This is a genomic window from Variovorax sp. Soil_C_17, assembly GCF_057657265.1.
Genome location: NZ_JBDGIT010000003.1, coordinates 590,095 through 603,299, shown reverse-complemented (window position 1 = coordinate 603,299; position 13,205 = coordinate 590,095). Strand labels below are relative to the sequence as shown.

At 67.5% G+C, this 13,205-nt stretch carries 12 protein-coding genes and 2 tRNA genes; 10 read left to right on the top strand and 4 right to left on the bottom strand.

Annotation, left to right across the window (positions count from 1 at the left end; translation table 11 throughout):
• Positions 1–20: 20 nt before the first annotated feature.
• Both ispD and ispF read left to right on the top strand, forming a co-directional pair.
• The gene (ispD, locus tag AC3A6Y_RS17995) at positions 21–737 is read left to right on the top strand and encodes a 2-C-methyl-D-erythritol 4-phosphate cytidylyltransferase (RefSeq protein ID WP_487869582.1); all 717 of its coding nucleotides are present in this window, start codon (positions 21–23) and stop codon (positions 735–737) included.
• The gene (gene ispF / locus AC3A6Y_RS17990) at positions 734–1,219 is read left to right on the top strand and encodes a 2-C-methyl-D-erythritol 2,4-cyclodiphosphate synthase (RefSeq protein WP_487869581.1); all 486 of its coding nucleotides are present in this window, start codon (positions 734–736) and stop codon (positions 1,217–1,219) included. Before ispD ends, ispF begins: the two co-directional genes overlap by 4 nt.
• A gap of 6 nt (positions 1,220–1,225) precedes the next feature.
• Here ispF and AC3A6Y_RS17985 read toward each other — a convergent pair whose 3' ends face one another.
• Together AC3A6Y_RS17985 and ompR are read right to left on the bottom strand one after the other, a co-directional pair.
• Positions 1,226–2,647: a sensor histidine kinase gene (locus AC3A6Y_RS17985; protein ID WP_487869962.1), complete on the bottom strand. Its 1,422-nt coding sequence runs from the start codon at positions 2,645–2,647 to the stop codon at positions 1,226–1,228.
• Between the two features lie 83 nt (positions 2,648–2,730).
• Positions 2,731–3,462, bottom strand: coding sequence for an osmolarity response regulator transcription factor OmpR (gene ompR / locus AC3A6Y_RS17980; RefSeq protein ID WP_028250078.1), 732 nt, complete (start codon positions 3,460–3,462; stop codon positions 2,731–2,733).
• Positions 3,463–3,632: 170 nt separating this feature from the next.
• Here ompR and AC3A6Y_RS17975 point away from each other — a divergent pair, with 170 nt between their 5' ends.
• Together AC3A6Y_RS17975 and AC3A6Y_RS17970 are read left to right on the top strand one after the other, a co-directional pair.
• On the top strand, positions 3,633–4,013 hold the full coding sequence (locus AC3A6Y_RS17975; RefSeq protein ID WP_487869580.1) for a hypothetical protein: 381 nt from the start codon (positions 3,633–3,635) through the stop codon (positions 4,011–4,013).
• A gap of 50 nt (positions 4,014–4,063) precedes the next feature.
• Entirely contained in the window at positions 4,064–4,771 is a 708-nt protein-coding gene (locus AC3A6Y_RS17970; protein WP_487869579.1) for an SIMPL domain-containing protein, read from the top strand.
• 13 nt (positions 4,772–4,784) lie between these two features.
• Here the strand turns inward: AC3A6Y_RS17970 and AC3A6Y_RS17965 are convergent, their stop codons facing one another.
• Positions 4,785–5,555 carry a 3-hydroxybutyrate dehydrogenase gene (locus AC3A6Y_RS17965; protein WP_487869578.1) on the bottom strand — a complete coding sequence of 257 codons (771 nt, stop codon included), beginning with the start codon at positions 5,553–5,555 and terminating at the stop codon, positions 4,785–4,787.
• A gap of 141 nt (positions 5,556–5,696) precedes the next feature.
• On the opposite strand from AC3A6Y_RS17965, the gene AC3A6Y_RS17960 reads away from it, so the two are divergent.
• The 5 genes from AC3A6Y_RS17960 (at position 5,697) to rimO (ending at position 10,682) form a co-directional block, all read left to right on the top strand.
• Entirely contained in the window at positions 5,697–7,901 is a 2,205-nt protein-coding gene (locus AC3A6Y_RS17960; protein WP_487869961.1) for a RelA/SpoT family protein, read from the top strand.
• A gap of 59 nt (positions 7,902–7,960) precedes the next feature.
• Positions 7,961–8,037: transfer RNA gene (locus AC3A6Y_RS17955), tRNA-Val, on the top strand.
• 197 nt (positions 8,038–8,234) lie between these two features.
• The gene (locus AC3A6Y_RS17950; protein WP_487869577.1) at positions 8,235–8,603 is read left to right on the top strand and encodes a hypothetical protein; all 369 of its coding nucleotides are present in this window, start codon (positions 8,235–8,237) and stop codon (positions 8,601–8,603) included.
• A 96-nt stretch (positions 8,604–8,699) separates the two neighbouring features.
• A complete protein-coding gene (phaR, locus tag AC3A6Y_RS17945) occupies positions 8,700–9,257 on the top strand; it encodes a polyhydroxyalkanoate synthesis repressor PhaR (RefSeq protein ID WP_487869576.1) in 558 nt (185 codons plus the stop codon).
• Positions 9,258–9,275: 18 nt separating this feature from the next.
• The gene (gene rimO / locus AC3A6Y_RS17940) at positions 9,276–10,682 is read left to right on the top strand and encodes a 30S ribosomal protein S12 methylthiotransferase RimO (protein ID WP_487869575.1); all 1,407 of its coding nucleotides are present in this window, start codon (positions 9,276–9,278) and stop codon (positions 10,680–10,682) included.
• Positions 10,683–10,769: 87 nt separating this feature from the next.
• Here the strand turns inward: rimO and AC3A6Y_RS17935 are convergent.
• A tRNA-Leu gene (locus AC3A6Y_RS17935) sits at positions 10,770–10,854 on the bottom strand.
• A 76-nt stretch (positions 10,855–10,930) separates the two neighbouring features.
• Between AC3A6Y_RS17935 and rnr the strand changes: the two genes are divergently transcribed.
• Entirely contained in the window at positions 10,931–13,204 is a 2,274-nt protein-coding gene (rnr, locus tag AC3A6Y_RS17930) for a ribonuclease R (protein ID WP_487869574.1), read from the top strand.
• Position 13,205: the final 1 nt, after the last annotated feature.

The window sequence follows — 13,205 nt, the reverse complement described above, 5'->3', positions numbered from 1 at the left end:
GTTGGCTCCGGCCGGACCCCATGACCCCTTCCCGTCTTTTCGTCCTGATTCCCTGCGGGGGCTCCGGCAGCCGCGCCGGCGGAACGGGCCCCAAGCAGTACCAGCGCCTGGCCGGCCGGCCGATGGTGCGCCACACCCTGGAAGCCTTCCGCGCCCTGGCGGGCCGCTTCGCCGGCATTGCGCTGGTGGTGTCGCCGCAGGACCGCGAGGTGGCGGCTGCGCTGCCGCGTTTTCCGGCGCAGGGCGAACACCTGCTGCAGGTCGGCGGCGCGACGCGCGCGGCCACCGTGCGCAACGGGCTGCTGGCGCTGCGGCAATCGGCCGGCGCCGGCCCGCACGACTTCGTGCTGGTGCACGACGCCGCGCGTTGCCTGGTGACGCCCACGCAGATCGAGGCCCTGATCGCGGCCTGCGAGCACGATCCGGTCGGCGGCCTGCTGGCCCACCGCCTGCCGGACACGCTGAAGGTCGCCTCGCCAGAGGGCCGCGTCGCGAGCACGCTGACCCGTGCCGACAAATGGCTGGCCCAGACGCCGCAGATGTTCCGCATCGGCATGCTGCTCGATGCGCTGGAGCGTGCCGGCGATTCGGTGACCGACGAGGCGAGCGCGATCGAAGCCATCGGCCTCGCGCCCCTGCTGGTGCCGGGCAGCGCGCAGAATTTCAAGCTCACCTATCCCGAGGACTTCGCGCTGGCCGAAGCGCTCCTGGCCAGCCGGCACGGCGCAAAGACATGAACGCATTCGACATCCGCGTCGGCGAAGGCTGGGATGTGCACCAGCTGGTCGCCGGCCGCAAGCTGATCCTCGGCGGCGTCGAGGTCCCGCACAGCACGGGCCTGCTCGGCCACTCCGATGCCGACGTGCTGTTGCATGCCATCACCGATGCGCTGCTGGGCGCGGCCGGGCTGGGCGACATCGGCCGCCATTTCCCGGACACCGATGCGCAGTTCCGCGGCGCCGATTCGGCCGTGCTGCTGGCCGAGGCGGCACGGCGCGTGCGCGCGGCCGGCTGGCAGATCGGCAACATCGACAGCACCGTCATCGCGCAGGCACCCAGGCTGGCACCGCACATCCCGGCCATGTGCGCGCGCATCGCGGCCGCGCTCGAGCTCGCGCCGGACCGCGTGAACGTCAAGGCCAAGACGGCGGAGAAGCTCGGCCCGGTGGGCGAGGGCCGGGCGATGGAAGCACGCGCGGTAGCGCTGCTGCACCGCTGAGACGGCTTATTTGCTCGCCTGCGGGGTCTTGCCTGCCGGGGGCGCCTCGGGCTTGATCGACGCGGCGCGCGGCATGCGGATATGCGCCGCGAGGCCGCGGCCCGGCGTGCTGGTGAGGGCGAAGGTGCCGCCCATGCGCTCGATGTTCTTCGTGACGATCGACAGGCCCAGGCCCGCGCCGGCCGCCGAGGTGCGCGCCACGTCGCCGCGGAAGAAGGGCTTGCTCAGCTGCGACAGCAGAGCCGGCGCCACGCCCGCGCCGTGGTCGCGCACCTTGATCAGCACGGCGTCGTTGTGGGCCTGCGCCTGGATCGTGATGTCGGCCACGCCGGTGGAGGGCGTCTTGCCGTAGCGCCGCGCGTTCTCGACCAGGTTGGAAATCACGCGCTGCAGTTCGACCTCGTCGGCCATCACGCGCAGGTCGGAGGGTACGTCGACCGTGATCTTGATGTCCTCGTGGTCCTGCACGGCGTAGGTGCAGGCGTCGATCACGTCGCGCAGGAGCACCGGCTTGAAGTCCACGTGGTCGGGCCGCGCGTAGTCGAGGAACTTGTCGATGATGGCGTCGAGCTGCGCGATGTCGGCCGCCATGTGCTCGCGCGCGTCCTCGTCGGTCACGCTCATCTCGGTTTCGAGGCGCAGGCGTGCCAGCGGCGTGCGCAGGTCGTGCGAGATGCCGGCCAGCATCACGGCGCGGTCCTGCTCGATCTTGGCGAGCTGGTCGGCCATGCGGTTGAAGCCCACGTTCACGGCGCGGATCTCGTTGGTGCGGGCGCGCTCGTCCAGGCGGTGCGCCTCGTACTCGCCCTCTCGCACCTGCATGGTGGCGCGCGACAACTGCTTGAGCGGCAGGTTGATCAGGCGCGTGATCAGCGCCGCGCCGGCCAGCGAAAGGCCCATGGTCGTCACCAGCCAGATCAGCCAGGTGCGGCCGCCGAAGCGGGTGAAGCGCGTCGGGTCGAGCAGCAGCCAATAGGCATCGCTCTCGATGGAGAAACCGATCCAGAGGCCCGGTTCGTCGTTGACGCGGCTGGCCACGGTGGTGCCTTCGCCGAGGCGGTCGATCAGCTCCTCGGTCACGCGCGCGTCGAGGGCGCCGGTGGTGTAGGGCAGGAAGCGGTCGTTGGGCTCGCGCGGCAGGATGCGCACGCCCTCCTGGTCGGCCAGGGTCTTGATCAGGGAGACGCGGGTGATGGCGTCGGAATAGACCAGCGCCGCACGCGTGAGATTGACCAGCGAGGCGATCTGGTGCGCCGTCTGGATGGCGCGCGGTTCGTACTCGAGGGCGCGGAAGGTCTGCAGCCAGGCGACCGTGCAGCCGACCAGCAGCAGCACCAGCAGGAAGAAGGTGCGCCAGAACAGGCTCAGGCCGAGCTGCAGCCGCGGCTTTCGCCGAGACTGGCCGAGGCCCTCCAGCGGGCTCGGCAAGGTGACCTGGGGGCCGTCTTCGCCCAAGGGGCTGGGTGTCGTGGTCTTGGGGCCGAAAGTGGCGGCCACGAAAGTTCAGTGCCTCACGTAGTGCCGTCCGGCACGAACACGTAGCCGACGCCCCAGACCGTCTGGATGTAGCGCGGCGCCGCGGCATCGGACTCGACCAGCTTGCGCAGGCGCGAGATCTGCACGTCCAGGCTGCGGTCGAAGGGCTCGAACTCGCGGCCGCGCGCCAGCTGGGCCAGCTTCTCGCGCGACAGCGGCTGGCGCGGATGCCGCACCAGGGCCTTGAGCATCGCGAACTCGCCGGTGGTGAGCGAGAGCTCCTCGCCGTCCTTCTTGAGGGTGCGCGAGCCCAGGTCGAAGCTGAAGGGGCCGAAGTTCACCGTCTCGTTGTCGGTGGAGGGGGCGCCTGGCGCTTCGAGCGGCGGGCGGCGGCGCAGCACCGCATGCACGCGCGCCAGCAGCTCGCGGGGGTTGAAGGGCTTGCCCAGGTAGTCGTCGGCGCCGACCTCCAGGCCGACGATGCGGTCGACGTCCTCGCCCTTGGCGGTCAGCATGATGATCGGCGTGCGATCGTTGGCGGCGCGAAGTCGTCGGCAGACCGAGAGGCCGTCCTCACCGGGCATCATCAGGTCGAGCACGATCAGGTCGACCGTGTCGCGCAACAGGATGCGATTGAGGGCCTTGCCGTCTTCCGCCACGATGACCTCGAAGCCTTCCTGGGTCAGGTAGCGGCGCAGCAGGTCGCGGATGCGCGCATCGTCGTCGACGATCACGATCTTGTCTGTGCGGGCTGGTGCTTGATTCATTTCTACAACGCCGAATTTGTAACAACGCCAATTTTGAGGGTGTTGCAGGCCCATTGAGGCGCTTTTCACATTGGTTTGACACTAAGTTACAAAACTTGCGGGCGCTAGCCGTCCAGACGTCTGCGCCTTGGGTAGCGGTGGCACAGTCGTTCCAAGCTCGACTCCTCGCCATGAAACTCTTTCTTTTCGCCTCGTCCCTTGTGCTGTCGCTGTGCGGCTCGTTGCCGGCAGCCGCGGAGCCGTCCTGGGGCTTCGTGCGGGTGGGCGACCAGAGGCGCAACGAAGTGCGCGATGCCGTCGACGCGCACCGGGCTGCCAAGCGCGAGGAGGTGCGGCGCCACGAGGCGGCGGCCGGCCGCCGGCTCACCCCGGCGGAGCTGGCCGAGCTCCGGCAGCAGGTGCGCCAGCAGTGGGTCCCGCGGCCCGATCCCGGACCGGAACTGCGCACGGAGCTGATCCATTCGGCAGAGTCGCAACCGGCCGAGCGCCTGGTGCCCGGACCCGCGCCGAAAGGCAACCTGCTGACGGCGCCGCGAAGCCAGCGTCAGTGAGCGCGGCCCCGCGGGGCATGATGGCGCTTTTCTTTCTCGATGGACTCGCCTTGAAAAAAATCAAGAAGCTCGCGGCCTGTGCCGCATTGATGTGGACCGGGGCCGCCATGGCCCAGAGCGCGCCATGGACCCCGCCGCAGAACGTGCTGCAGCTGTCGGCGACCGGCACGGTCGAGACGCAGCAGGATCTGTTGTCCATGACCCTCAGCACCAGCCGCGATGCGGCCGATGCGGCCACGGTGCAGACCCAGCTCAAGACCGCGCTGGACGCCGCGCTGGCCGAGGCGCGCAAGAACGCCCAGCCCGGGCTGCTCGACGTGCGCACCGGCAACTTCAGCCTGGTGCCGCGCTACACGCGTGACGGCAAGATCTCCGGCTGGCAGGGCACGACGGAGCTGGTGCTGGAGGGCAAGGACTTTCTGCGCATCACGCAGACGGCCGGCCGCATCTCGACACTCACCGTCGGCGGCATCGGCTTCGGGCTGAGCCGCGAGCAGCGTGCCAAGGTCGAGGCCGAGGCCCAGACCCTCGCGATCGAAAACTTCAAGCAGAAGGCGGCCGAGCTGGCCAAGGGCTTCGGCTTCGGCGGCTACACGCTGCGCGAAGTGTCGGTCAACGCCAACCAGGGCCCGCCGATCCGGCCGCGCATGATGGCTGCAGAGGCCTCCTCGAAGATGTCGTATGACGCCGCCGTGCCGGTCGAGGCCGGCAAGACGAGCGTGGTCGTCAATGTCTCGGGATCGGTGCAGCTCAAGTAGGGCTGCGGCGCTGCTACTGCGCCGTCCAGCCGCCGTCGACTTGCCAGGCCACGCCGCGCACCTGGTCGGCGGCCGGCGAGCACAGGAAGACCGCGAGCCCGCCCAGCTGCTCGACCGTGGTGAACTGCAGCGAAGGCTGCTTCTCGCCGAGCAGGTCGTTCTGGGCCTGTGTGATCGAGATGCCTTCGCGCGCCGATCGGTCGTCGATCTGCTTCTGCACCAGCGGCGTCAGCACCCAGCCCGGGCAGATTGCATTGCAGGTGACGCCGGTGGTGGCGGTCTCGAGTGCCACCGCCTTGGTGAGACCGACGATGCCGTGCTTGGCCGCAACATAGGCCGACTTCTGCGCGGAGGCCACGAGTCCGTGCGCCGATGCGATGTTGACGATGCGGCCCCAGTTGGCCTCGCGCATCGCGGGCACCGCGAGGCGCGTGGTGTGGAAGGCGCTGGTGAGGTTGATGGCGATCACCGCGTCCCAGCGCTCGACGGGGAAGTCCTCGACCTTCGCGACATGCTGGATGCCGGCGTTGTTGACCAGGATGTCGATGCGGCCGAACCTCGCGGCTGCGAACTTCATCATGTCTTCGATGTCCGACGGCTTGCTCATGTCGGCGCCGTGGTAGTCGGCCTTCACGCCCAGTGATTCGATCTCGGCGCGCGGCTTGTCCGCGTCGCCGAAGCCGTTGAGCACGATGCTGGCGCCTTGTTGCGCCAATGCCTTCGCGATGCCGAGCCCGATACCACTGGTGGACCCCGTGACAAGCGCGGTTTTGCCTTTGAGCATGATGATGGATCTCCGGATGAATTAGGATGCAACGAGCCCATTATCTTCACCGTAGCGCCCGTCTTCCATGATCGAGTCTGTCGTCCATCGCACCACCTGGGAGGGGATGCTCGAGTGAAGCGTGACCAACCCGGCCTCTCCATGTCCGGTGCTTCCGTGGTCGACTATCCGCTCTCGGCCGCGACCGCGGAGCGCACGCCGGTGCAGGAGAACATGCTCGCGCGGGCGCGAGCCTTCGCCGAGCCCCTGATCGCCGACGAGACGCTGGACACCGGCGAGAACACGCTCTCGCACGCCGACGCCGTGGCCGCGATCGTGGCGGCGATGGGCGGGTCCGAGGCGATGCAGGCGGCCAGCTATCTGGTCTATTCGTGCCAGCACCTGAATCGGCCGCTGGAGGTGATCGCCAAGGTTTTCGGCGACAACTTCGCGTTGCTCGCCGTCGAGACCACCAAGCTCGTGCATGTGCAGAAGCAGGCACGCTCGGTCACGGCCAGCGCGCACATCGGCGACGGCGCCGGCACGCAGACCGAATACGTGCGCAAGATGCTGCTCGCGTTCTCGCGCGATTTGCGCGTGGTGATGCTGCGCCTCGCGTCCCGACTGCAGACGCTGCGCTACGCAGCGGCTTCCAAGAAGCCGGTGCCCGAGAGCGTGGCGCGCGAATCCCTGCAGGTGTTCGCGCCGCTGGCGAACCGGCTCGGCATCTGGCAGGTCAAGTGGGAGATCGAGGACCTGTCCTTCCGCTTCCTCGAGCCGGAGACCTACAAGCTCATCGCGCGCCTGCTCGACGAGAAGCGCGTGGAGCGCGAGGGCTACGTGGAGCAGTTGCGCTCGCGGCTCGAGCGCGAGCTGGCCGGGGAGGGCGTCAAGGCCACGGTGCAAGGGCGCCCCAAGAATATCTACAGCATCGTCAAGAAGATGCGGGGCAAGTCGCTGGACTTCGCGCAGGTCTTCGACATCCTGGCGCTGCGGGTGGTGGTGGCCGACGTCAAGGACTGCTATGCGGCGCTCGCCTGGGTGCATTCGCATTTCCAGCCGATCGACGAGGAGTTCGACGACTACATCGCGCGCCCCAAGCCCAACGGCTACCAGTCGCTGCACACCGTGGTGCGCGAAGTGGTGAACGGACAGGCCGGCAAGCCGATCGAGATCCAGATCCGCACCGAGGAGATGCACGACCATGCCGAGCACGGCGTGGCTGCGCACTGGGCGTACAAGGAAGCGGGCCACAAGGGCTACGCCGGCGTGTGGGCGAGCGGCGAGTACGACGCCAAGATCGCGGTGCTGCGCCAGCTGCTGGCGTGGGAGCGCGACCTGTCGGGCGGCTCGCAGGGACAGGGCCTGTTCGACGACCGCATCTATGTGTTGACGCCCGATGCCGCGATCGTCGAGCTGCCGCAGGGCGCGACGGCGGTCGATTTCGCCTACTCGGTACACACCAGCCTGGGCCATCGCTGCCGCGGCGCGCGCGTCGATGGCGCGATGGTGCCGCTGAACACGCCGCTGCAGAACGGGCAGACGGTCGAGATCATCGCGGCGAAAGAGGGCGGTCCTTCGCGCGACTGGCTCAACGCCGAGCTGGGCTACCTGGCCAGCCACCGCGCGCGCGCCAAGGTGCGCGCCTGGTTCAATGCGCAGATCACGCACGAGACCGTGGCGCGCGGCCGGGAGGCGGTCGAGAAGGTGCTGCAGCGCGAGGGCAAGACCGCGCTGAAGCTCGACGACCTGGCGTCGCAGCTTGGCTTCAAGTCGGCCGACCATTTGTTCGAAGTGGTGGGCAAGGACGAGTTCTCGCTGCGCAACATCGAGATGCTGCTGCGCCCGCCCGAGCCCGCGCCGGGACCGGACGACGGCGTCATCATCAAGAAGGCACGGGCCGGCGAAAGCTCGGGCAAGGGCGGCGTGCTGGTGGTCGGCGTCTCCTCGCTGATGACGCAGCTCGCCAAGTGCTGCAAGCCGGCTCCGCCCGACGCGATCCGCGGCTTCGTGACGCGCGGCCATGGCGTCAGCATCCATCGCGCCGACTGCAGCAATTTCCGCATGATGGCGGGGCGCGATGCCGAGCGCGTGATCGATGTGGAATGGGGCGAACGGCGCGGCGGCGATGGCTCGGTCTATGCCGTCGACGTGGCCGTGGAGGCGGCCGATCGGCAGGGCCTCCTGCGCGACATCTCCGACGTGTTCGCGCGCGAGAAGATGAACGTCATCGGCGTGCAGACGCAGTCCGTCAAGGGCACGGCCTGGATGACCTTCACCATCGAGATCGCCGATGCGGCGCGGCTGACGCAAGTGCTCGGCGTGGTCCGCGCGGTGGCCGGCGTGCGTTCCGCGCGACGTCGCTGAGATGCTCGGAAAAAGCGCTCTGGCAGGCTGCTATACTCCGGCCTCTCGGACAAACTCACAGGCGCGTAGCTCAGCTGGTTAGAGCACCACCTTGACATGGTGGGGGTCGTTGGTTCGAGTCCAATCGCGCCTACCAATCTTCCTTTTCCCGATCGCAGCAGCCGCACCAACCAAGCGGCTGCCTCGCGGCTCCGGCCCTTCGCCGTACGCTGCCGCGCCGTTCGGAAAGCATGTACCCCCGCATGGTCTAGTCCCTTCGTCGACTGGCAGATTCGCCGACAGTTGTGGTAACTTGGCCGTCCCCCATTACCACTTCACCGACCCAGGGAAACGATGACCACGCCAGAGGCTGAGACCGGTCCGGCACTCGAGGAGCTCCGCCTCGCCGCCTTGCTGCGGCAGGCTCCACTGGAGTTCGCGCGCGTGGTCTATGGACTCAACGACCGCGCCAATGGACGCGCCGGCACGATGGCCGCCGAGGACGTCGCGCGAACGGTGCGCCAAGGGTCCCCCGTCACGAGGGAGCGCGCGGAGCAGCGTGCGCGCGGCTATCTGCCGCTGGCGGGTCACGAGCATTGCCCGCGCTGCTGGGTCTTCAACGGCGTCAAGACGCCCTTGCACTTCCGTGATGCCACCGAGGAACGCCCCGAGTCGGCGGTCTGCAAGGTCTGCGGCGCCGAGTACGCGACCGTGCTGGATTGACGTCGATTTCGGTCAGGGTAAACCTTGGCGCGGTGCAGCAAAACCGCTCCCTAGAATGGTTTGCGCCTCAAGGCGCGAAACCTCAAGGAGTCCTTAGTGCAGAGCAAGAAGTCCGCCGGCGACAAGCCGACGCAGCGGGTGATCAAGAAATATCCCAACCGCAGGCTCTACGACACGGAAACCTCCGCCTACATCACGCTCACCGAGGTCAAGCAGCTGGTCATGGACAAGTCGCCCTTCGTGGTGCGCGACGCCAAGAGCGGCGACGATCTGACGCGCAGCATCCTGCTGCAGATCATTCTCGAGGAGGAGGCCGGCGGCGCGCCGATGTTCACCGAGGAGGTGCTGGCCAACATCATCCGCTTCTACGGTCATGCCATGCAGGGCTACATGGGCCCTTATCTCGAGAAGAACATCCAGGCCATGGCCGAGGTGCAGGCACAGCTCGCCGAGAAGGCGCAGGCGCTGACGCCCGAGATGTGGGCGCGCTTCATGACCCTGCAATCGCCGATGCTCCAAGGACTGATGGGCAACTATGTCGAGCAGTCCAAGAACGTGTTCCTGCAGATGCAGGAGCAGATGCAGAAAAACACCGAGCAGGTGCTGGGGGCCTTCGGCCTCAAGCGACCCCCGGGCGGCCAGACGGACCGTTAGCGGGGACAATAGGGGGCTATGAGCGAAGTTGCCTCCCCTGAACGTATTGCCGCACCGACCATCCCCAAGGTCGGTTTCGTGAGCCTTGGCTGTCCCAAGGCACTCACGGATTCCGAATTGATCCTGACCCGGTTGAGCGCCGAGGGCTATCAGACTTCCAAGACCTTCGAGGGCGCCGACCTGGTGATCGTCAACACCTGCGGCTTCATCGACGATGCGGTCAAGGAGAGCCTGGACACCATCGGCGAGGCGCTGGCCGAGAACGGCCGCGTGATCGTGACCGGCTGCCTGGGGGCGAAGGCCGGCGAAGGCGGCGGCAACCTGGTGCGCCAGATGCATCCCAGCGTGCTGGCCGTCACCGGTCCGCATGCAACGCAGGAGGTCATGGATGCGGTGCATGCGAATCTCCCCAAGCCGCACGACCCCTTCATCGACCTGGTGCCGCAAGCCTTCGGCGTCGCCGGCCTGAAGCTGACGCCGCGGCACTATGCCTATCTGAAGATCAGCGAAGGCTGCAACCATCGCTGCACCTTCTGCATCATCCCCTCGATGCGCGGCGACCTGGTCTCGCGGCCTGTGGGCGATGTGCTCGCCGAGGCGAAGGCCCTGTTCGAGGGCGGGGTCAAGGAACTGCTGGTGATCAGCCAGGACACCTCTGCCTACGGCGTCGACGTCAAGTACCGCACCGGCTTCTGGGACGGCAAGCCGGTCAAGACGCGCATGCTGGAGCTGGTGCGCACGCTGGGCGAGATCGCCGAGCCCTACGGCGCCTGGGTGCGGCTGCACTACGTGTACCCCTATCCCAGCGTCGACGAGATCATCCCGCTGATGGCGAGCGGCCGGGTGCTGCCGTACCTCGACGTGCCCTTGCAGCACAGCCATCCCGAAGTCCTCCGGCGCATGAAGCGGCCGGCCAGCGGCGAGAAGAACCTGGAGCGCCTCGCGCGCTGGCGCGAGGTGTGCCCGGAGCTGGTGATCCGCAGCACCTTCATCGCCGGTTTTCCCGGCGAGACGGAAGAGGAGTTCGAGCACCTGCTCGACTTCATCCGCGAGGCGGAGATCGACCGTGCCGGTTGCTTCGCCTACAGCCCGGTCCAGGGCGCAGCCGCCAACGAGATCCCGGGCATGCTGCCGGAGTCGGAACGCGAAGCCCGGCGCGCGCGCTTCATGGAAGTGGCCGAGGCGGTGTCGATCGCCAAGCTGCGCCGGCGCATCGGCGCCACCATGCAGGTGCTGGTCGATTCAGCGCCGGCACTGGGGCGCAAGGGGGGTGTCGGTCGGACCTATGCCGATGCGCCCGAGATCGACGGCACCGTGCGGCTGCTGCCGCCCGAGAAGATCAGCAAGACACTGAAGGTCGGCGAATTCACGCGCGCGCGCATTGTCGGAGCCGAGGGGCACGACCTGGTCGCGCTGCCTGTCTGATGCAGTTGAAGTTGACGACAGGCAAGAAAAAAGCCACCGGAGGCCGGTGGCTTGAATCGAAGATGACCCAGAGGGTTTATCTAAACTTGGTGCCCAGAAGAGGACTCGAACCTCCACGATGTTACTCGCTAGTACCTGAAACTAGTGCGTCTACCAATTCCGCCATCTGGGCCAACTTGCTGCTTGGAAACTAGCCCCTCGCAACAGGTATTGAATTTCAGGAAAGAAAGAGAGTATATATCAAAAATTTGAGCCACTCCGGCGGACTGCTGGACGAAGTCGAAGGAACGGTGCAAGGTCATCGCGACGGGCACGGGTTCGTGCAGCGTGACGATGGCGAAGCCGACATCTATCTGCCCCCCAACGAGATGCGCGCGGTGCTGCACAAGGACCGCGTCAAGGCGCGCGTCGTGCGCCAGGACCGCCGCGGCCGCCCCGAGGGCCGCGTGGTCGAGATCATCGAGCGGCCCGAGCAGCCGATCATCGGCCGCCTGCTGCACGAAGGCGGCATCTGGCTGGTTGCGCCCGAGGACAAGCGCTACGGCCAGGATGTGATGATCCCCAAGGGCGCGACCGGCACCGCCAAGGTCGGCCAGGTGGTGGTCGTGCAACTCACCGAGCCGCCTGCGTTGTTCGGCCAGCCGGTCGGCCGCGTCAAGGAAGTGCTGGGCGAGATCGACGACCCGGGCATGGAGATCGAGATCGCCGTGCGCAAGTACGGCGTGCCGCACGAGTTCTCCGAGGCCTGCCTGGCCGAGGCCAAGGCGCTGCCCGACAAGGTGCGCGCGGCCGACAAGAAGGGCCGCGTCGACCTGACCGACATCCCGCTCGTCACCATCGACGGCGAGGATGCGCGCGACTTCGACGACGCCGTCTACTGCGAGCCCGCCAAGGTAGGCCGCGGCAAGGGCTGGCGCGTGCTGGTTGCGATCGCCGATGTCAGCGCCTATGTGCACACCGGCTCCGCCATCGACATCGATGCCTACGACCGCGCCACCAGCGTCTACTTCCCGCGTCGCGTGATCCCGATGCTGCCGGAGAAGCTGTCCAACGGCCTGTGCTCGCTCAACCCCGAAGTCGAGCGCCTGTGCATGGTGTGCGACATGCTCGTGGCGGCCGATGGCGAGATCTATGCCTATCAGTTCTATCCGGCCGTGATGTGGAGCCATGCGCGCTTCACCTACACCGAGGTGGCCGCGATCCTCGGCAACACGCGCGGCCCCGAGGCGGCCAAGCGCAAGGAGCGGGTGAAGGACCTGCTGAACCTGCACGACGTCTATCGCGCACTGCTCTCGCAGCGCAGCAAGCGCGGCGCCGTCGACTTCGAGACCACCGAGACGCAGATCGTCTGCGACGAGGCCGGCCGCATCGAGAAGATCGTGCCGCGCACCCGCAACGATGCGCACCGCTTGATCGAAGAGGCGATGCTCGCGGCCAATGTCTGCAGCGCGGACTTCATCGCCGAGGGCAAGCATCCCGGCCTGTACCGCGTGCACGAAGGCCCCACGCCCGAGAAGAAGGAGATCCTGCGCGGCTACCTCAAGGCGATGGGCGTGGGCCTGTCGATCACCGACGACCCGAAGCCCGGCGAGTTCCAGGCCATCGCACAGGCGACCAAGGAGCGGCCCGACGCGCAGCAGATCCACACCATGCTGCTGCGATCGATGCAGCAGGCGATCTACACGCCAATCAACAGCGGCCATTTCGGCCTGGCCTACGAGGCCTACACGCACTTCACCAGCCCGATCCGGCGCTATCCCGACCTGCTGGTGCATCGGGTGATCAAGGCCATCCTTGGCAAGACCAAGTACCAGCTGCCGATGCTTCCGACGCCGGGCGAGGCGCATGCCAAGCTCGCGAAGCGGCTGGCGTCGCGCGTGAAGGCGCCGACCGCCAAGCCGCAAAAAGCCACCGTCGCGCCCAGCAAGGAGGTACTCGCCTGGGAAGCCGCCGGCTTGCATTGCAGTGCCAACGAACGGCGCGCCGACGAGGCGAGCCGCGACGTCGAGGCCTGGCTCAAGTGCAAGTACATGCGCGAGCACCTGGGCGAGGAGTACGGCGGCGTGGTCACGGCGGCCACCACCTTCGGCATCTTCGTCACGCTCGATGCGATGTACGTCGAGGGCCTGGTGCACATCACCGAACTCGGCGGCGAATACTTCAAGTTCGACGAGCAGCGGCAGGAGTTGCGCGGCGAGCGCACGGGCATTCGCTACGCCATCGGCACCCGCGTGCGGGTGCAGGTGAGCCGCGTCGATCTCGATGGCCGCAAGATCGATTTCCGCCTGGTACGCGAGGGCGAGGAACTCGGTGCACGCGCCTTGAAGGACAAAGGCATCGCGACCGGCGGCGTGCCCGCCAAGGCCTCGACCAAGCGCAGCGCACGCAAGAAGCCCGAACCTTCCTCGGGCGAGCGCAGCGAACACGCCCCGGGCGCCGCGCCGCAGTCGGCCATGCAGGCTTTCCGTTCGGCCGTGAAGAAGGCCGCCAACAAGATGAAAGGGCGCAAGCCGCGCCGCTGAA

Coding starts and splice junctions, on each gene's coding strand:
- AC3A6Y_RS17975 (WP_487869580.1), top strand. CDS start 3,633: ATGAAACTCTTTCTTTTCGCCTCGTCCCTTGTGCTGTCGCTGTGCGGC.
- ompR (WP_028250078.1), bottom strand. CDS start 3,462: ATGAATCAAGCACCAGCCCGCACAGACAAGATCGTGATCGTCGACGAC.
- rimO (WP_487869575.1), top strand. CDS start 9,276: ATGAGCGAAGTTGCCTCCCCTGAACGTATTGCCGCACCGACCATCCCC.
- ispF (WP_487869581.1), top strand. CDS start 734: ATGAACGCATTCGACATCCGCGTCGGCGAAGGCTGGGATGTGCACCAG.
- AC3A6Y_RS17950 (WP_487869577.1), top strand. CDS start 8,235: ATGACCACGCCAGAGGCTGAGACCGGTCCGGCACTCGAGGAGCTCCGC.
- AC3A6Y_RS17965 (WP_487869578.1), bottom strand. CDS start 5,555: ATGCTCAAAGGCAAAACCGCGCTTGTCACGGGGTCCACCAGTGGTATC.
- ispD (WP_487869582.1), top strand. CDS start 21: ATGACCCCTTCCCGTCTTTTCGTCCTGATTCCCTGCGGGGGCTCCGGC.
- AC3A6Y_RS17960 (WP_487869961.1), top strand. CDS start 5,697: ATGTCCGGTGCTTCCGTGGTCGACTATCCGCTCTCGGCCGCGACCGCG.